General features: G+C 46.2%; 15 protein-coding genes. 7 read left to right on the forward strand and 8 right to left on the reverse strand.

Annotated features, from left to right (window positions below):
• Positions 1–61: 61 nt before the first annotated feature.
• The 3 genes from C9I99_RS25195 to C9I99_RS25205 form a co-directional block, all read right to left on the reverse strand.
• Complete coding sequence (locus tag C9I99_RS25195; protein ID WP_107351589.1) at positions 62–1,741, reverse strand: GMC family oxidoreductase; 1,680 nt, start codon at positions 1,739–1,741, stop codon at positions 62–64.
• 17 nt (positions 1,742–1,758) lie between these two features.
• The gene (locus C9I99_RS25200) at positions 1,759–3,309 is read right to left on the reverse strand and encodes a long-chain-fatty-acid--CoA ligase (protein ID WP_107351590.1); all 1,551 of its coding nucleotides are present in this window, start codon (positions 3,307–3,309) and stop codon (positions 1,759–1,761) included.
• Positions 3,310–3,477: 168 nt separating this feature from the next.
• The gene (locus C9I99_RS25205; protein WP_107351591.1) at positions 3,478–4,965 is read right to left on the reverse strand and encodes a coniferyl aldehyde dehydrogenase; all 1,488 of its coding nucleotides are present in this window, start codon (positions 4,963–4,965) and stop codon (positions 3,478–3,480) included.
• A gap of 159 nt (positions 4,966–5,124) precedes the next feature.
• Here C9I99_RS25205 and C9I99_RS25210 point away from each other — a divergent pair, with 159 nt between their 5' ends.
• On the forward strand, positions 5,125–6,177 hold the full coding sequence (locus tag C9I99_RS25210; protein ID WP_107351592.1) for an AraC family transcriptional regulator: 1,053 nt from the start codon (positions 5,125–5,127) through the stop codon (positions 6,175–6,177).
• A 57-nt stretch (positions 6,178–6,234) separates the two neighbouring features.
• On the opposite strand, the gene C9I99_RS25215 is transcribed toward C9I99_RS25210, so the two are convergent.
• Positions 6,235–7,158, reverse strand: a complete 924-nt coding sequence (locus tag C9I99_RS25215; protein ID WP_107351593.1) for a LysR family transcriptional regulator — start codon at positions 7,156–7,158, stop codon at positions 6,235–6,237.
• Positions 7,159–7,253: 95 nt separating this feature from the next.
• On the reverse strand, positions 7,254–7,907 hold the full coding sequence (gene folE, locus C9I99_RS25220) for a GTP cyclohydrolase I FolE (protein ID WP_107351594.1): 654 nt from the start codon (positions 7,905–7,907) through the stop codon (positions 7,254–7,256).
• A gap of 236 nt (positions 7,908–8,143) precedes the next feature.
• Here folE and moeA point away from each other — a divergent pair, with 236 nt between their 5' ends.
• Positions 8,144–9,376 carry a molybdopterin molybdotransferase MoeA gene (moeA, locus tag C9I99_RS25225; protein WP_107351595.1) on the forward strand — a complete coding sequence of 411 codons (1,233 nt, stop codon included), beginning with the start codon at positions 8,144–8,146 and terminating at the stop codon, positions 9,374–9,376.
• A gap of 49 nt (positions 9,377–9,425) precedes the next feature.
• Positions 9,426–10,172, forward strand: coding sequence for a molybdopterin-synthase adenylyltransferase MoeB (gene moeB, locus C9I99_RS25230; protein ID WP_107351596.1), 747 nt, complete (start codon positions 9,426–9,428; stop codon positions 10,170–10,172).
• Between the two features lie 45 nt (positions 10,173–10,217).
• Here the strand turns inward: moeB and C9I99_RS25235 are convergent, their stop codons facing one another.
• Positions 10,218–10,763, reverse strand: coding sequence for an OmpA family protein (locus tag C9I99_RS25235; RefSeq protein WP_107351597.1), 546 nt, complete (start codon positions 10,761–10,763; stop codon positions 10,218–10,220).
• Between the two features lie 326 nt (positions 10,764–11,089).
• Between C9I99_RS25235 and C9I99_RS25240 the strand changes: the two genes are divergently transcribed.
• Entirely contained in the window at positions 11,090–11,548 is a 459-nt protein-coding gene (locus C9I99_RS25240) for a CC0125/CC1285 family lipoprotein (protein ID WP_107351598.1), read from the forward strand.
• Between the two features lie 153 nt (positions 11,549–11,701).
• A complete protein-coding gene (locus tag C9I99_RS25245; RefSeq protein WP_107351599.1) occupies positions 11,702–12,358 on the forward strand; it encodes a MarC family protein in 657 nt (218 codons plus the stop codon).
• Between the two features lie 41 nt (positions 12,359–12,399).
• Here the strand turns inward: C9I99_RS25245 and C9I99_RS25250 are convergent, their stop codons facing one another.
• Together C9I99_RS25250 and C9I99_RS25255 are read right to left on the reverse strand one after the other, a co-directional pair.
• The gene (locus C9I99_RS25250; RefSeq protein ID WP_107351600.1) at positions 12,400–14,016 is read right to left on the reverse strand and encodes a peptide ABC transporter substrate-binding protein; all 1,617 of its coding nucleotides are present in this window, start codon (positions 14,014–14,016) and stop codon (positions 12,400–12,402) included.
• Positions 14,017–14,158: 142 nt separating this feature from the next.
• Positions 14,159–14,998 (reverse strand): CvfB family protein, encoded by an 840-nt coding sequence (locus C9I99_RS25255; RefSeq protein ID WP_107351604.1) that lies wholly within the window; start codon positions 14,996–14,998, stop codon positions 14,159–14,161.
• 320 nt (positions 14,999–15,318) lie between these two features.
• Between C9I99_RS25255 and C9I99_RS25260 the strand changes: the two genes are divergently transcribed.
• Together C9I99_RS25260 and C9I99_RS25265 are read left to right on the forward strand one after the other, a co-directional pair.
• Positions 15,319–16,668 carry a hypothetical protein gene (locus C9I99_RS25260; RefSeq protein WP_107351601.1) on the forward strand — a complete coding sequence of 450 codons (1,350 nt, stop codon included), beginning with the start codon at positions 15,319–15,321 and terminating at the stop codon, positions 16,666–16,668.
• Positions 16,669–16,782: 114 nt separating this feature from the next.
• Positions 16,783–18,261 (forward strand): protein adenylyltransferase SelO, encoded by a 1,479-nt coding sequence (locus C9I99_RS25265; protein WP_107351602.1) that lies wholly within the window; start codon positions 16,783–16,785, stop codon positions 18,259–18,261.
• The last annotated feature ends 19 nt before the right edge of the window (positions 18,262–18,280 follow it).

Below are 18,280 nucleotides of genomic sequence, written 5' to 3' on the forward strand. Positions count from 1 at the left end.
GACTTTGGCATGAAGTAACACATAGCAAATATGCCGAAGGCGTTCGTAAGCTAAATTGCCGTTATTCAGGCTCAGTCACCTTACAACTTGCATCAATGTAGTGTGTTTGTGAGCTGTCTACTTCTGAGTAGTTGCTGGCTTTAACTCTTGCAGCTTTTATTTTGTCGGCAGCTTTTTCAGCGATCATAATGGTCGCGGCATTCGTATTAGCACCGACAAGCGTTGGCATTATAGATGCGTCAATCACCCTTATCCCTTCCATACCATGTACCCTCAAGTCACTATCAACAACAGCCATGGGATCGGTAGCAGGCCCCATTTTACAGGTCCCTACAGGGTGATATTGTGTGTCGGCCCGATGACGAATATCTTGCTCTATCGCGGTATCATCACTCTCATCAACAGGGTATAACTCCTCCCCTCGAATGCCGTCAAATGCCTGGCTCATCAACATCTGCTTCTGCTTTTTCCATCCCTCGATCATCACAGGCATATCATCTGGGTGAGAGAAAAATTGTGGGTCAATGCGAGGAGGAGCCAATGGATTACAACTTTCGAGTTTAACGGTGCCTCGGCTTTTCGGTCTCAGTAATGTTAAGTGGCAACTGAATCCATGCTGTAGGTGTATTTTACGGGCGTGATCATCAACGATGGCAACGACAAACACGAACTGAAGATCAGGAATGGCCAAATCCGGTGCCGAGTAAAAAAAACCAATCCCTTCGGCAAAGTTACTGGTTATCTTCCCTGTTCGCTTCAATAACCACTGCGGTAATGCCTTACTCATGGCAGCCATCATTTTTGCCGAAACACCAAAAGTGTCGTGCTTGCTGGCACATTTATAGCTATGGACCAAATCGATATGATCTTGCAAGTTTTCACCCACCCCGGGCAATTCATGAATAGCTTGGATACCAAAGGGGGCTATATTTTCTTCGGCTCCGACTCCTGAGAGCAACAACAACTGCGGTGAGCCAAATGCCCCAGCACTAACAAGAACTTCACTGGCGGCTTGAATAACATATGCTTGACCACCCTTTTGGTATTCAACCCCTACCGCGCGCTTACCTTCAAACAACACTCGCTGGGTTGTTGCCTGTGTCACCACCGTTAAATTCTTTCGCTGTAAATTGGGGGTTAGGTAAGCCCTTGCAGCACTGCATCGCTCACCGCTTTTCTGGGTCACCTGCGTTGCCATGGCGCCAAACTGCTCTTCACCATTTATATCAGGGTTTGCGGGGATCCCAATAGATTCACAAGCCTCTAAGTAATGATTAACCAAGCTACTTGGACACTGCAAATCTGCCACATTCAATGGTCCACCCTGACCGTGGAACGCATCGTCATGGGTTTCGTTATTTTCTGCCTTTTTAAAATACGGTAAACAATCCTGAAAGCCCCATCCGTCATTACCTAGACTTGCCCAGTGATCATAATCGGCGTGATGACCTCGAGCATACATCATGGCATTGATAGAGCTTGAGCCCCCCAAGATTTTCCCCCTGGGTTGATAGCCCTTTCGGCCATTGAGTCCCGGTTGTGGAACGGTCTCAAAGGCCCAGTTATTCAGCTTTGTTGGCAACATCGCCACTGCGCCAATGGGAGCACGAATAAGCATACTATTATCAGCCCCGCCAGCTTCAAGTAAACAGACTGTCACTTCAGGATCTTCGGATAACCGCGCGGCCAGTACACAACCGGCCGATCCGCCGCCAACGACGATATAGTCATAATCCTTCATGATGCTACTCCTTACGCTTATTCCGCTGTGAGTTTACGCTTCAAAATTTTCCCGGTGGCACTCATTGGCAGTTCAGACTTGAAATGAACATGCCTTGGGTATTTATAATCAGCCAGCTGAGCTTTACACCACGCTTTCAACGTTTGTTCGTCTGCGTCATGGTTTTCGTCTAATACCACAAAAGCATGAATTTCTTCGCCGTGAACGGCATGAGGTAAACCCACAACAGCAACCATCGAAACAGCCTCGTGCTCCATTAAAATTTCTTCAACCTCTCGCGGATAGACGTTATACCCGCCACGAACAATCATTTCCTTTATTCTGTCAATAATGTAAAGGTAACCGTTGCTATCAAGCCGGCCGATATCACCGGTATGAAACCAACCATCAACCAAGACCTCCTCTGTGGCTTCCGGTCGGTTGTAATATCCCTTCATGACGCTCGGGCTATTGATACAAATCTCGCCAAGCTCTCCAGCAGGCACTTGCTCGCCTTTTAAACCAATAATTTTCACCGCTGTTGCACACAGTGGCTGACCGACACTCCCTGGGATCCGCTCAGCATCTACATGGTTGAATGTAGCAACTGGGGCAGTTTCAGACAGCCCATATCCCTCAAGGATCGGAATATTAAACTGCTGCTCAAATTGCTTAAGGACCTCCACAGGCATCGCAGCACCACCAGAAATCCCTATCCTTAGGTTTATCGAAACCCGCTCTATCAGCGATTGGTGATGGTCAGACGCAGCCAATAGCGCTATATACATCGTCGGTACCCCGGCAAAGACGGTCACTTGGTTTGCATCAAGCGCTTCAAGCACCATTTTGGGGTCAAAACGAGGGATTAGAACCATGCTACTGCCACTCAATACTGACGCATTCATCAAGACCGTTTGGCCAAAACTGTGGAATAGCGGCAAGGTTATCAATGTAGTATCGAGCTTAGAAAGTCGCATGAGGTATTGGGATGCCATCGCATTCGTTAGCATGTTGGTATGCGTCAGCTCAGCTCCTTTAGGCCGTCCGGTTGTGCCTGACGTATACAGAATAACGGCCGTATCATCGCCAGTACTGGCGTGTGTAATAAAGTCCGAAGGCTGTTGATTGATCCAGCTAGTGAAGTGTATTTCGCCGTCATGCGCAGGTGAGGTATACCCCGGTGTCGGTATGTGAATGAAATGCTCACACGTTTTAACCTCTGTAAAACCAGAACGCCCCATCTCGCCAATCGGCATCTCAGGTGTACCATCAAAACAAAAATAGGCTTTCGCTTCTGAATCTGCCAAGTGGTAAGCAACTTCCCGCGATTTAAATAACACATTGAGCGGTACAACAGTACAACCCGCCTTTAAGATTCCGTAATAGATAGCGGGAAAATACGGTAAATTCGGGCATGACAATGCCACTTTATCACCGGCTTCTAACCCCAATCCTTTGAGCCCATTCGCGACTTGATTGGCTAACCTGTTCAATTGTTCGTAGGTAAGTTGTTTATCCACACAACTTACCGCAATTTTGGATGGATACAGTGTTGCGCAGCGCTCTAGATTGACAGCAAGATTCAGCATTTACGACCTCATATTATTGTTTTTCAAACATCCGATGAAGGGTATTGCTATAGCATCAGCGCTGCCACAACAACGCTGATGCTCTTATAGTTATACTCATTAATTCAGGTATAGCGATGTACTTCTGTATAACTATTTACATCTATATAGCGGTATAATTTTATATCGCTATATACCTCGATTATTTTCCTCTCTCAAACTAGGATCGGCTTTGCCGGCGAACAAACGCAACGTTAATCGTTGCAGCACTGTACCGTAAGGCGGACTGAATATTTGAATAGGAAACCACGGCTTCATTTCTAACACGGTACGTGCATGGCTAAGTTCATGGAAGCCTTCTTCGCCGTGATAGTTACCGATGCCTGAATGCCCCGTTCCGCCAAATGGCACTGAATGATTAAGAACATGCCAGCCCCAATCATTGATAGTCACGCCACCGCTATGAGTATTTGTCAGCACCCATTCACGCTGTTCAACATTATTGCTGAATAGATAACAAGCGAGTGGCCTTGGTCTGGACTGTATATGCTCGACAACATCCTTGATATCGTCAAAGCCATATACAGGCAGCAACGGACCAAAGATTTCTTCTTGGCAAATTCTCATATCCGGCGACAGTGACGTTACGATATGCAGTGGGTACTGGCGTCCTTCACCTTTTTCATCACAACGTGTAATGACGGCCCCTTTATCCTCGGCATCCTTGACCAAGGCGATAAATCGCGCTTCTTGAGCCTCATCGATTAAATGAGTGACGTCGCGATTACCGCTAAAACTAGGATACATTTTCCGGTTCGCGGCTTGTAACGCCGCGACAAAGCTATCGATTTTTTCCTTTGGCACCATCGCATAATCAGGTGCGATACATATTTGTCCCGAGTTAAGCCCTTTGCCATGGGCAATACGTTCTGCGGCTTTCTCGATATCGTAATCATCAAACACCACAGCGGGTGACTTGCCACCCAATTCAAGCGTGACCGGCGTCAGATTAGCCGACGCATTAGCCATAATATGTTTACCACTTGCCGGGGACCCGGTGAAAACCAAGTGGTCAAAAGGAAGGTGTGAAATTTCCATGGCTTGAGGGTGCTCACCCTCAATGATGCACACCCAATCTTCGCTGTAAATCTCTGCCAGCATGCGCTTGAGTACACTTGTTGTTTTCGGGCAATTAGGAGGCATTTTGATCATACAACGATTGCCCGCAGCCAGCGCCGTAATCATCGGTCCTAGCGACAAGTATAAAGGGAAGTTCCACGGACAAATAATGCCAACAACCCCCTTAGGTTGGTAACGTAATTGAAGTTTATTGCCTTTAAATAGCCACTCTGTTGGCCGGCGTTTGGGTTTTACCCACCGCTGGAGATGACTTAGTACATGGTTAATATCTAAAATTGGCGCAAGCACATCAGCCAAAACAGATTCCGTGTGCGAACGGTGGCCAAAATCATCGCTCATTGCCTCCGCGAGCAACTGCTGATAACGACTAAGCTGTGATTTCAATGCTTTTAGATGCTCTTTCCTGAGTGCAATACTTGGGTATGGCTCTCGACTAAAAGCTCGTTGCAATACTATGAATTTATTTTTTAAATCATCAACTTGGTTTGAGCTAGCATGCTCTTCTTCATGATGTACGGCAGTACACAATTCGTTCATAGTAAAATTCATCCTAATGTAACACCGTCACATTACATCATTTCATTTACACCGGGCACAGGTCGCAAGCAGACAATTATAGGTGAATTTCGGACAACCCCATAAATCCGATAATTGTTTATGGTAATCTGTTACTTATGGTCAATATCGAATCTAAATATGGAATATATTGCTGATTACGCCCCGAGTGCCAACGATTACACTTACGGTATATTAGATATCCAACTGCTGGCTAAGATGCTGGAAAAGGAAGGTATTGCTGTTGAAACCCTGCTTTCTGACAGCAATCTAACGCCTGACGATTTAACCTCTCCCAGCACCCATATTCGTTATCGAGATAAGTTAGTGGTATTTGCCAATGCCATGAATTTATCCTCTCAACCAGGCTTGGGCCTCCTGGTCGGCAGTCAGGCCCGCTTTAGTGACTTCGGGGTACTTGGCTATGCGGTATTCAGTAGTGCGACATTGGGTGAGGCACTGCTTATTGGCTTTAAATACCTTCGCCTTGCAGGCCCCGTATTACGGAAAAAAATGTGGGTCGATAACGATGTCGGTGGATTCAGTGGCGAAAAGTTGTTGGAGCTCGATGAGAATTTACTTCGCTTCTGCGCCGAGTACTGGTTTAGTGCCATAAAAGCATTATGTGAAGAGGTCACTCAAACATCGTTTCCCGCTCAAAAACTCTACTTTCCTTTTCCCGAGCCGAGCTACAGTCACCTGTATCAAGAAATATTTCAGTGCCCTGTTATCTTCGGTAGCAATAAACTGGAGTGGCATTTTGATTCTGACTGGCTAACGCGCCCATTACCCACAACCAACCCATTAACCTTGAAGATGTGTTTGCAGTCCTGTGACGACATGCTCTCTAAACTGAATCAGCCTACCACCTTGGCCGATAAAGTCTCACTGCTGTTTGTTGAGAGTTCAGGCCGCTACCCGAGTATCGAGCAGGTAGCCGAACACTTCTCGATGTCATCACGTACACTTCGTCGTCACTTAACAAAGCTCGGCACCAGCTACCAAATTCTATTGGATCAAGTTCGCTGTAACTTAGCCAAAGACTATTTAAAGACAACCCAGCTGAGCCTTGATGAAATTGCCGAACGCATCGGTTTCTCTGATAGTGCTAATTTTCGTCATGCCTTTGGCAAGTGGTGCGGCGCTAGCCCAACTCAATATCGCAAACAAACAAAGACTAGCGAAGAGACATAAGCCACGCGTTTTCACCAGCAGCCCCGTATTTTAAACCCATTATCCAAGTACTAGTCACTAAGATTCTGCTGCCACAGAGATAATTTGTTCGTAAAGCCAACGCTGAGCAGGATCGTTCATGCTCGGCTGGTGCCAGACAAGGCTGTAAGAGACCTCGCCATAGTTAAATGGCAACGGTTTAGTGATCAGCTCTTTTGCCTGCAAGGCGACATTTGCCCACTGGCGAGAGCAGGTAAACAATAAATCACTGTGATGGCACATCAAGGCGGCCCCACCAAAATCAGGCACATTGACGGCTATTTTGCGCTTCTGGTGCTGCTGAGCGAGCTGCATTTCGAAAAACGGAACATTCAAGTCGTTATCGGTAATACCAATATGACCATAGCTTAGGTAATTGTCGATAGTAAGACGTTTATCGGCTAGCGGATGATTGGGATTCATCAAGCACACCATCTCGTCATCCAGCAAGGTTTCCCAGATCAGATTATTCTGAGTACTCGGCGGTTGGCTCTTATCATGGGGCAAAATGATAAAATCCAATTGACCTTTGGCAAGGCTATCAAACCCTTTATTATCGCGCGACCAAATCTCCAGTCGCATACCCGGCGATTGCTCTAGTACCCTAGCGCTCAGCTTAGCCGCCAACAGCTCGAACGTACTTTCCCGCATCGCCAATGAAAAGCGTCCTTGATAAGACGCAGGATCAAATGCCTCTTGCGTCAGCATCTGGTTCATCTCATTGATCATTTGGTGTACTGTTGGCCCCAGACGACGGGCAAGCGGTGTGGCTACAAGCTGATTGCCGTGACGATAGAACAACTCATCGTTCAAGCTTTCCCGTAATTGGGTTAAGGTTTTGCTAACAGAGGATGGGCTTAGGCATAACCTTTCAGCACTCGCGGTAACACTGAGTGTATCCAGCATGACATGTAGCGTAATTAAATGCTTCATACTGATTCGGGACAGTTTGATAAGATCCATAAGCCTTTTGGTATCCAATAGCAACAAAAAAGCCAGTAGATGACCTACTGGCTTGTTTCATAATAAATTATTCTGGATTGGCGTCAAATAAAGAATTATCGAAGGCCGTGCAGAAATTCAGCGCGGGTTGCTGGATTGCGCTTAAAAATACCACCGAGCGCCGTGGTGGTCGTCACACTGGTTGCGTCCATGACACCACGCGCTTTCACACAGTAGTGCGTTGCATCCATGGTAACGGCAACATCATCACTTTCAAGCAGGGTCTGCAAAGCAACCAAAATTTGTTGCGTCATGCGCTCCTGAACCTGTGGCCGCTGGGCAAAGAAACGGACAATGCGGTTGATCTTAGACAACCCGATGATTTTGCCACGAGGGATATAAGCAACAGTGGCGGTCCCATCGATAGTTACCAAGTGGTGCTCACAAGTGCTGGTCAAAGTGATGTCTTTGACTCGCACCATTTCATCACACTTCATCTTGTTTTCAATGACGGTGATTTTCGGGAAATTGGCGTAATCTAGACCAGAGAACAGTTCATCAACATACATCTTTGCAATTCGATGCGGTGTTTCAACCAAGCTATCGTCGGTTAAATCTAATGAAAGAAGCTCGAGGATTTCACGCATGTGATACTCGATTTTTTCTTTCTTCTCTTCACGGCTAACCACCCTATCCGTCATAGGGGTTTCTAAGCCACGCTCAACCAGTGCTTGGCGCACCATCAATGCAGATTCGCTAAATGCAGTCATTCTTTTCCTCCAACCGGCTGGGCTTAAGGCAAACATCAAGTAATTTTAGATACTTATGTGTATAAAACGTGCCCAAATACGAGTGCCAGCAAACTTTGAAACGGAAGGATACCCTTAAACCGGAAAAAATACACTATGAATTACACGACGAAACTACTCAGGTATTAGTGCTAGTGACCTTTTTTTGTCATAATTACCCCACTAAAACATATAACGACGATAGACGGATACTTATTATGGGATGTTGTGACACTCCAGGCTTAATGCCAGTCGACACCGCACTGACCAAGATTCTTGATCAAGTTAAACCTCTTGAAACTGCAACGACGATTTCCCTGTCAGAAGGCATGGGACTGGTACTTGCAGAAGATATTTGCTCACCAATTAACGTACCGCCATTTGCTAACTCAGCAATGGATGGATATGCCCTGCGTATTGCAGACTTGGACAACACAGACACCCTGCACATGGCAGGTAAGTCTTTTGCCGGTATCCCATATGACGGCGAATGTCAGCCAGGCCAATGCATTCGTATTATGACCGGAGCCCAAATGCCTGATGGCGCAGACACCGTTATCATGCAGGAAGAAACCGAAGTTGATGGCGACAATATCCGTTTCACTAACAAGGTGTCTCACGGCGAGAACGTTCGCCCTGTTGGTGACGATGTTCACCAAGGTGATGTGGTCGTGGCAAAAGGTAACCGCATCACGGCGCGTGAAATGCCTCTGCTTGCCTCTCTTGGTATTGCGACCCTACCCGTATATCGTCGCCCAGTCGTTGCGTTTTTCTCGACAGGTGATGAGCTTCGCCCTGTTGGCGAGCCATTGGAAGCCGGCCAGATCTACGACAGCAACCGCTACGGTATCCGTGCACTACTAGAAAAATTTGGCTGCGACGTGATGGATCTTGGCATTATTCCTGACAGCCCTGAAAAACTTCGCGAAGCTTTTGACAAGGCAACAACAGCCGATGTACTTGTGACCTCAGGCGGTGTAAGCGTAGGTGAGGCAGACTACACCAAAGATATCCTCGACGAACAAGGTGAAATCGGTTTTTGGAAAATAGCCATGAAACCGGGTAAGCCATTTGCTTTTGGTACAATTAAAAACACTTGGTTCTGCGGGTTGCCGGGAAACCCTGTATCCGCCATGGTAACGCTTTACCAATTAGTTCAACCTATGCTGGCCAAACTTGCGGGTCATAGCCAATACCAGCCACCTCAGCGCTTGAAGGCCAAAGCAACGACGGTGTTTAAAAAGCGACCTGGCCGTGCCGACTATCAACGCGGTATCTACCAGCTCAACGGTGAAGGTCAAATTGAAGTCGCGACAACTGGCAACCAAGGTTCAGGCGCTTTCAGCTCAATGCACCAAGCCAATTGCTTTGTGGTACTTGAGCAAGAGCGTGGCCGTGTGATGCCAGGTGAAGATGTCACCATCGAGCTATTCAACCAAACGATGTACTAAAACAGCTGTAGCCATGTACTCATACGCAGTGACACGACAGGAACACAACGTGGTAGAACTTACCGACGCAGAAATGCTGCGCTACAATCGACAAATTATTCTCAAGCAATTTGACTTTGATGGTCAGGAGGCACTAAAAGCCGCCTCAATGCTGGTGCTAGGGGCTGGTGGGCTGGGCTGTGCTTCAACCCAATACCTTGCCGCAGCCGGTGTTGGCAAAATGACCTTAATTGATGACGACAAAGTGGAAGTTTCCAATCTTCAGCGCCAAGTATTGCACAACGACAGCACTGTCGGCATGCTCAAGGTCGAGTCAGCACGCCAAGCACTGCAAACCATCAACCCTAACACCACAATCGAAACCGTTGCCAAACGCCTTGATGACGCATCGTTAAAAGCGCTGATCGAGCAACATGATATCGTGCTCGATTGCTGCGATAACGTTGATACCCGAAACCAGCTTAACCGATTGTGTTTTGATACCAAAACACCGTTGATCTCGGGTGCGGCCATTCGTATGGAAGGTCAAGTCAGCGTCTATACCTACCAAGACAATGAACCTTGCTACCAGTGCCTGAGTGCCCTGTTTGGCCAGCAGGCGCTGACCTGCGTAGAAGCAGGGATCATGTCACCGGTTGTCGGCATTGTGGGTGCCGTTCAAGCCATGGAAGCAATTAAAGTAGCCGCCAAGATGGGCCAACCTCTGACCGGTAAGATACTCATGCTTGATGCGATGACGATGAGCTGGCGGGAAATGAAATTGGGCAAGCAGCCTAGTTGCCCAATTTGTAGTTAATCCATAGACAAAAAGGAAGCGATGCTTCCTTTTTTCATTTTTTCATTAGTTCACAAGCTCATCAAACTTTGGCGTGACTCTGAGCTCAATTCGACGGTTTATCTGTCTACCGTCTTCTGTCGCATTATCCGCAATCGGGAAGTCTTTACCAAACCCAAACATACCTAATCTCGATTTATCAACACCATTATCGAGCAAAATAGCGACAACCGCATTGGCACGCTGCGCCGACAGTTTCCGGTTATACTCGTCAGACCCAATGCTGTCAGTATGACCTGCGATAAACACCTTTGATTCAGGCAAACTATTCAATGCATGAGAAAGCTGCTCAAGAATAACGCGCCCCTCTGTTTTTACATTAGAACTATTGTAAGCAAAGCTGTTATCCCCTTTTAGAGTAATAATGACTTGCTTGTTTCTACGCTCGACCTCCCCAATACGGTCAATCACTACCATCGATGCCTGCTCGTAGTTTGCGACCAAAAACGCCTCGACTTCAGATGGAGTCTGCTCGCCTGTTTTATCAGTTTGGGCGCAGCCAATTATGATAAAAGTCAGAAACAGTAATCCATACCTTTTTAAATTTCGCATTAACACTTCCCTGCTACCTTACGACACCAACAAACTCTATCAGGGTTCGAAACTAAAATACCGCTCACTTCTACTTCCGTGGAAATACATCACATCAACTCATGAAATGACCATGCATTACGATAAAGTCTATCGAGTGGCTCCCAATCAAGCGGAAAGCCACTTAATGACATAGACGTAATGCATTGATGTGAAGCAATCTATTTCAACCCCCGACATTCGCCAAATGTATGGATTTGTACGAATCACACATCACACCAATGAATACCACCAAATTAATGCTACTATCAGACACAATAATGAACAGTGTTTTATAGGCGTATATAATGAAAAAATTTGGTCTGATCGCGTGTGGTTTAAGCGCATTACTTCTTGCGGGCTGTGCTACCCCGTATGATACCGACCGTGACTCTTTTTGGTCATTCGGAAAAGGCTTTGAAGTCACTCCCCTTGCACAGGATACGTGGCAAATTAGTTTTATCGGCAATGAAAACACCGATCGCACTTTAGCCAGAAATTACCTACTCCACAAAGCGGCAGAGCTTGCCCAAGGTGCGGGCTTCCCTTATTTTGCCTTGCGTGGCGAGCAGAACTTCCGAGATCAAACCGGCAGCTCATCAGGCATCGGATATTCCAGCAATGACTTCCTGTATGGAATCGGCAGCACGATTTCAGAAACAACCGTAATGGTTGAAGTAGTGGGTATGAACGACAAACCTGCCGAAAGTAATCTTCCGGTGTACGAGTCCAGCTTTATTCTGAAAAACGTTGATATTAAATCGTAAGTCGTCCCCGGTACCAAGCCAGTGAGAGATCACTGGCTTTATCTCTAAAATGATAAATTCCTATCATTTATCGCAACAATTTTTTTCCCAGCAGTAATAGCAACTAAGCTTCATTAAAACAAACAGTTAAACTTAGGCTTTAGGGATTCTCCGATGCATGATTTTCTGACTGTTAGCATAACGGTATTTATGGGGTTCTTCGCCATCATGAACCCTATCGCTAACACCGCTGTATTTATCGGCTTAACCAGTAATCAAACCCACCAGCAACAGAAAGCCACAGCCTTCAAAGCCCTGTTCACCGCATTTTGCATTGTGGCGACTTTCAGTTTACTCGGTAAAGGTATTTTCCATGTCTTTGGGATCACTCTGCCTGCACTCCGTATTTCCGGTGGCATCTTAGTATTCTTGGTCGGCTATCATATGCTTCAGGGCAGCAGCTCTTCCATGCATAGTCATCAAGCCAATGATACGGGAGGGAAGCACCAAGCGAGTGAAGGTCAAGATGTCGCTATCTCCCCGCTTGCCCTGCCAATATTGGCAGGTCCAGGAACTATCGCAACCGCAATGAACTACTCGGCTGCCGGTGGTTTTCTTAGCATAGCGGTCACTATTTCAGCATTTGCTTTATTGTGCCTTATTAGCTTGGTTTGTTTTATTTATGGTCAAAAACTGGTGAGCTTGCTCGGCGAAAATGGAATAAGCATTGTCACTAGGCTGATGGGATTGATCTTAACAGTGATTGGTATGCAAATGGGCATCCAGGGGATACACGATGCCAGAGAGTTGCTAAATCAAATGCCCAAATAAAAAGCCGGAACATATTCCGGCTTCATCCTTCAACAATAAAACTACTGAGTCATATACAGGTCACGGGTATAACGAGCTTCTGCTGCATTAGTCGCGGAATAACCGCCAACCTTGGTGCTCTTAAGCACAGAGCGTGTGTAGTGATATAGCGGGATGGCAGGCATCTCTTCCGCGAACACCTGCTCTGCCTGCTGGTAATACTTATTACGCTCATCATTACTTGGCGATAGGATAGCCTTCGCCATTGCCTCGTCATAGGCATCACTTGACCAACGTGAGTAGTTCATCCCAGCACTTTCAAAGTATGATAGGAAAGTCGATGCTTCATTATAATCCCCGATCCAAGCGTAACGGGCGACGGTAAAATCTTTCTGTCCCAGTTTTTGTAAAAACGTCTTCCATTCCTGGTTAGCTAGATTAACTTTTGCTCCCAACGCCTTGCTCCACATCGACGACATTACAATCGCCAGTTTTTTATGTGACTCAGAGGTGTTATACACCAGTTCAAACGATAATGGGTTGGACTTATCAAAACCTGCTTCAGCAAGCAGCTCTTTGGCCTTTTGGGTTCGCTCTTTCTGACTTAACTTAGCCCATGACAGTTTCGGCGAAACGAAGCCATCGACTGAAGGAGGCGTTACCCCGTATGCGGGTAGCTGCCCTTGGCCGAGGATGACCTTGGTGACAACGTCACGGTCAATGGCATAGGCTAGCGCTTTTCGAACCCTAGGATCATCAAAAGGTGCTTTACTGACATTAAACAGGTAATAGTAGGTCCCGAGCGAAGGCATAGTCAGAAGTTCATCAGGACGTTGTTTTTTAATGGCATTGTATTGCTCTAACGGGAATGACGAGGTGATATGAATTTCACCAGTTCTAAAGCGGTTATATTCCGAGGTCAAATCGGCAATCGGTAAATACGTCACTTGATTAATGACTGTTTTCTCGTTGTTCCAATAGTGTGGATTACGCTCTAATACGATTCGCTCGTTCAGCGTCCAGTTTGCCAACTTATAGGCGCTGCTAGTGACAATATTCTCCGGTTTGGTCCATGCATCACCATGCGCTTCGATGGCTGGCCGATACACAGGGAATGTCGACTCATGGACCATCATTTTAACGAAATACGGCACCGGCTTATCAAGGGTAACTTGCAATGTTTTGTCATCCAGTGCTTTTACACCAAGCTCATCAAGTGGGAGTTTGCCTTCGTTGATTTTATCTGCATTGAGAATATGAGCAGTGCTGTAGTACCACGCGTATGGCGCACCGGTTTTAGGATCGACGACCCGCTTGAAGCTGTATTCAAAGTCACTTGCAACAATCGGCTCACCGTTTGACCACTTAATGTCGTCACGCAAGTGGAAGGTAAATATCTTACCGTCCTCCGACTGTTCCCATTGTGTTGCTAACGCAGGGATGATTTTCCCGTCAGGGCTTTGTGTGACTAGCCCTTCGAACATATCAGCAATAACACGGGAACTTGAGGTATCTGAAGAATAAGAAGGGTCTAACGTCGGAACTTCATCGCCATTACCACGCACTAACTCCTGCACTTTGGCTAACGTCACATTGGCGGGAACCTCTGCAGCCCAGGTCGGGCTTGCCGTTAGCATAGTGACAGCTGCGGCGATCACTGTTAGCTTACTTCCTTGCATAATCTATCCTTGTGATGGTTGTAATAAAAGGGTTAAACCGCTTTTAACATACACTCATACTCACTTGGTTGATATGCTACCGATCACAAAAAAGCCGGTGATAATCACCGGCTTTTTAGACAAACTTATAACCATTTACTGGTTAATTATCGTTCAAGCGAATTCCATCTTTATCGATAATAATCAGACCTTTCTTATAAAGGCCGCCAATGGTTTTTTTGAAGGTCGCTTTGCTGGTACGGAATTCTTTGAAAATCGCATCAGGTGACGACTTGTCACTCAATGGCACAAAACCGCCTTTACGCTCAAGCGTTGTCAGAATTTTATCGGCCAAGTCTTCAACTTTCGCCTTGCCTGCTTTTTGTAGTGACAGGTTGATCTTACCGTCTGGGCGAATTTCTTTAATGTAAGCCTTCAGCTTTTTACCTGGGAACAATTTGCCAAATGATTCAGTTTTGAATAGCAGGCCCCAGTGCTTATCTTCGATCACTGCTTTGTAGCCCAGTTCGCTAGTTTCAGCGATCTGAACCTGAACTTCTTGACCCACTTTGTAGTCAGCTGGCGTTTTATCCAAGAAGCGATTGAATTTGGTTGAACCTACAATACGGCCCGATGCCTTATCGGTGTAGATACGTACCATGATGTCTTGGCCTTCTTCAAGGCGACGGCGCTGCTCACTGAATGGAACCAATAGATCTTTCTCTAGGCCCCAATCGACAAAAGCACCTACGCCACAAATGCCAACAACACGTAGCAGGGCAAAATCACCCACAACAGCATATGGCTGCTTGGTCGTCGCGATGATCTCGTCTTCAGAGTCGAAATAAACAAAGACTTCCAGCTTATCCCCCAGCTCAGTGCCAGCAGGAACAGACGCTTTAGGCAGTAGAATATTGCCAAAGTCATCACCACCATCAAGGAATACGCCAAAATCTACTAACTTGACGACCTCTAATGTGTTGTATTGTCCAATTCTAATCATTCTTTCGACACTCTCTGGGTAAATAAAACGGCCTGTGTAACAAACAGCCGACAGCATGCGATGCTCTGCAATGCTTCATCTTAACATCAGGCGGCGCATTATACGTGATGTTAATCCAATGCGCCTGACCTATCTTTCATTTTTTGCTTACTTTTCACTCTAATAAAGAGTTAAACACCAAATAACACTGCTATTAACTGACTAATTCATCTAAAATTAATCTTACTTCCCAAATTTAACGTTATGTTAGTCGCCAAGTGACTTGGTTATACAGCGTTACATATTCATATCGCCCAACCATAGTGAGGTAGTGTAGTAGAGTGATCACAGTTGAAAAAAAAGACGGGCATAAACTCAAAATTTCCCACGTCATTCCTGAAACAACCAACCGACAACTCGATCTCTTTATTTTTGTTCCTGGCGAACTTGGATTAAACAGCAATATCATTGCTGAAGATGAATTTTTCCATAATGCCATTCAGGGTAAACGTACTTACTACAGCGATGTAAACCACTTACCATTAGTTCATAGCCGGCTTGCTAGTCGCGGAAAACTCTCTACTGAGCAGTATCGCTTGAGCCTGAGCCTCTATGCGTATCAATATGCCTTGGCGCTTGAGAAAACCACGCAGCAACTGCTTGATGACAAAGAAGAGCGCTCGCGAGAAGAAGTTGAAGAAGTCGCCCAGTTAACTCAGAGAATTTTGAAACGACTCCGCCGTAGTGTGCCTACAGACAAAAAACTGCACAAGTATTATGAGAATGTCGATAACTACCTTTCATGGTACACAGAACAGCGGTTGCTGGAACTCGTCGCGCACCTACCTCGAAGCAGTGATTACAGCGAGATTAAATCGCTACTACTGCAAGTCTGTGAAAAAGAATCTGAACATAGAACCAAACATGACTACAACTCTTCCAAAGCAATGGAAGATCCAACTCGGATGTCAAATAAGATGCGCCTACTGCGCCGCTTGATTGAGTATCCGGTAACCATGAAAGAAAAAACCAGCGAACTGGGCCAGAATACGCGTAAAGTTGTCACGGGATTTGCGGCAGGTTTTGTAATGATTTTTGTTACCTTGATGCTGATTAAAGCGCGAGGTGTTCTTGGTGACATTACCGCTTCATTTATTTTAGTGCTGTCTTTTATCTATGCGGCACGTGAGGTGTTTAAAGATGACTTGAAAACCATCCTTTGGCGCTGGGTACGAAAAGGCAAACCCAAATGGCGCAAACAGTTTTTTGACGTCAACTCAAACCAGCTGATCGGCCGCCAGCTTGAGTGGATGGAGTATTGTGCTTTTAAAGATTTAGATAAAGAAATCAGGAAGGTTCGTAAACACAAGGTTTCCCAGCATGAGGAAACTGTTTTGCACTACAAAAGCACAACACGCATGTCGCCTACCAAGTTCCTGACAGGCTATGAGCAAACCCGTGAATCCATTATGTTGGATCTGCGCACCATTACCCGCCTGATGGAAAAAGGGTCACAAAAAATCTACCAACTTAAAGATGGCCAAGTATCGAAGGAAACCGTAGAAAAGCGTCACCTGATCAACCTAGTAACCCGCGAAATGGTTGATGAAAAAACCGTCTGCGTTCAGCGCTGGAAGGTCATCATGAACCGTTCGAAAATTGTCGATATCGAACCTATCGAAAGCGAATAAAGCCCCACCGACAGCAAAAATACAGCAGGGAGAGGTAATACCCCTACACTCTCTCCGTTGTAACCTCGCTGGCAATTGATACGCTTAAAGGGAAGCCATTATGATGATCCCTATATGAAAAAACTGACCGAGCTCGTCTTTAATAACACATACAGCCAACTTCCAGCTGCGTTTGGTACGCCAATCAAACCACAGCCGCTTGATGATCCTTTTCTGGTCAGCGTAAACAGTAAAGTAAGCGAATTGCTGGAGCTGGACCCAGAGCAGGCCCGCACCGAGTACTTTATCAACCTCTTTACGGGTAACGATGACTACCCCGTCATGTCTCCCATCGCAATGAAGTACACCGGCCACCAGTTTGGCCAATACAACCCTGACTTAGGCGATGGCCGTGGGCTGTTACTCGGTGAAGTACTGACATCATCCGGACAAAAGTGGGATATACACCTTAAAGGCTCCGGCCTTACCCCCTACTCTCGCCAAGGCGATGGGCGAGCGGTTTTGCGCTCAAGCATTCGTGAGTACCTTGCCAGCGCAGCAATGGCAGGATTAGGCATCAAAACAACCCACGCTCTGGCCGTGCTTTCAAGCAATACGCCGGTATTTCGAGAAACGATCGAGCGTGGTGCGACATTAATCCGTGTTGCCGAAAGCCACTTGCGTTTCGGTCATTTCGAATACTTTTTCTATACCCAGCAACATGCTGAACTAAAAATACTTGCCGACTACCTGATCACGCACCACTTTCCTGAAATTAATGAGCAAAAAAATGAAGCTAGCCGTTATAGCCAAATGTTCCACAATATCGTCCGGTTAACTGCTGAAATGATTGCCGATTGGCAAGCGGTTGGTTTCGCCCATGGTGTGATGAATACCGACAATATGTCGATACTCGGCCTAACATTTGACTACGGCCCCTATGGTTTCTTGGATGACTATGAGCCCGGATTTATCTGTAACCATTCCGATTATTCCGGCCGCTATGCTTTCAACCAGCAACCCAATATCGCCTTGTGGAACTTATCAGCGCTCGGCTATGCACTCACCCCACTGCTAGAGAAAAACGACATTGATCATGCCTTAGAAAGCTATCAGCCTTTACTACAAAAAGCCTACAGCGAAAAGATGCGAAAGAAACTCGGCCTCAAAGAAAAGATGGAACAAGATACACTGCTGTTTACCAATTTGTTTGATTTGATGAGAACACAAGCTGTCGACTACACACTATTTTTCCGTACCATGTCATCAATTCCTCATGCTGAATTGAAGACATCAAGCCACCTGTTCCAATCCTTGTACAAAGATCTCACCCCACTGGAAGTATGGCTATCCCTGTATGCTGATAGGTTGGAAAAAGACTCCTTGAGTGACACCGATCGCCTCGAGCTTATGCGCACATCCAACCCTAAATATATCTTGAGGAACTACCTCGCTCAGCAGGCTATCGAACAAGCAGAGAACGGTGACTTCACACTGGTGGAACAACTCTTAACGGTGTTGCAGAGCCCGTTTGATGAACACCCGAAGTTTGCAGCTTTTGCAGAACAACCGCCTGAATGGGGTAAGACACTGGAGATCAGTTGTTCCTCATAGAATAAGCCATTTACGTTTC

Origin of the sequence: Photobacterium lutimaris (genome assembly GCF_003025555.1) — a bacterium.
Lineage (GTDB): Bacteria > Pseudomonadota > Gammaproteobacteria > Enterobacterales > Vibrionaceae > Photobacterium > Photobacterium lutimaris.

Excerpts from the sequence above, each read along its gene's own strand:
- C9I99_RS25195 (WP_107351589.1), bottom strand. The coding sequence starts at position 1,741 with ATGAAGGATTATGACTATATCGTCGTTGGCGGCGGATCGGCCGGTTGT.
- C9I99_RS25200 (WP_107351590.1), bottom strand. The coding sequence starts at position 3,309 with ATGCTGAATCTTGCTGTCAATCTAGAGCGCTGCGCAACACTGTATCCA.
- C9I99_RS25205 (WP_107351591.1), bottom strand. The coding sequence starts at position 4,965 with ATGAACGAATTGTGTACTGCCGTACATCATGAAGAAGAGCATGCTAGC.
- C9I99_RS25210 (WP_107351592.1), top strand. The coding sequence starts at position 5,125 with ATGGAATATATTGCTGATTACGCCCCGAGTGCCAACGATTACACTTAC.
- C9I99_RS25215 (WP_107351593.1), bottom strand. The coding sequence starts at position 7,158 with ATGGATCTTATCAAACTGTCCCGAATCAGTATGAAGCATTTAATTACG.
- folE (WP_107351594.1), bottom strand. The coding sequence starts at position 7,907 with ATGACTGCATTTAGCGAATCTGCATTGATGGTGCGCCAAGCACTGGTT.
- moeA (WP_107351595.1), top strand. The coding sequence starts at position 8,144 with ATGGGATGTTGTGACACTCCAGGCTTAATGCCAGTCGACACCGCACTG.
- C9I99_RS25235 (WP_107351597.1), bottom strand. The coding sequence starts at position 10,763 with ATGCGAAATTTAAAAAGGTATGGATTACTGTTTCTGACTTTTATCATA.
- C9I99_RS25240 (WP_107351598.1), top strand. The coding sequence starts at position 11,090 with ATGAAAAAATTTGGTCTGATCGCGTGTGGTTTAAGCGCATTACTTCTT.
- C9I99_RS25245 (WP_107351599.1), top strand. The coding sequence starts at position 11,702 with ATGCATGATTTTCTGACTGTTAGCATAACGGTATTTATGGGGTTCTTC.
- C9I99_RS25250 (WP_107351600.1), bottom strand. The coding sequence starts at position 14,016 with ATGCAAGGAAGTAAGCTAACAGTGATCGCCGCAGCTGTCACTATGCTA.
- C9I99_RS25255 (WP_107351604.1), bottom strand. The coding sequence starts at position 14,998 with ATGATTAGAATTGGACAATACAACACATTAGAGGTCGTCAAGTTAGTA.
- C9I99_RS25265 (WP_107351602.1), top strand. The coding sequence starts at position 16,783 with ATGAAAAAACTGACCGAGCTCGTCTTTAATAACACATACAGCCAACTT.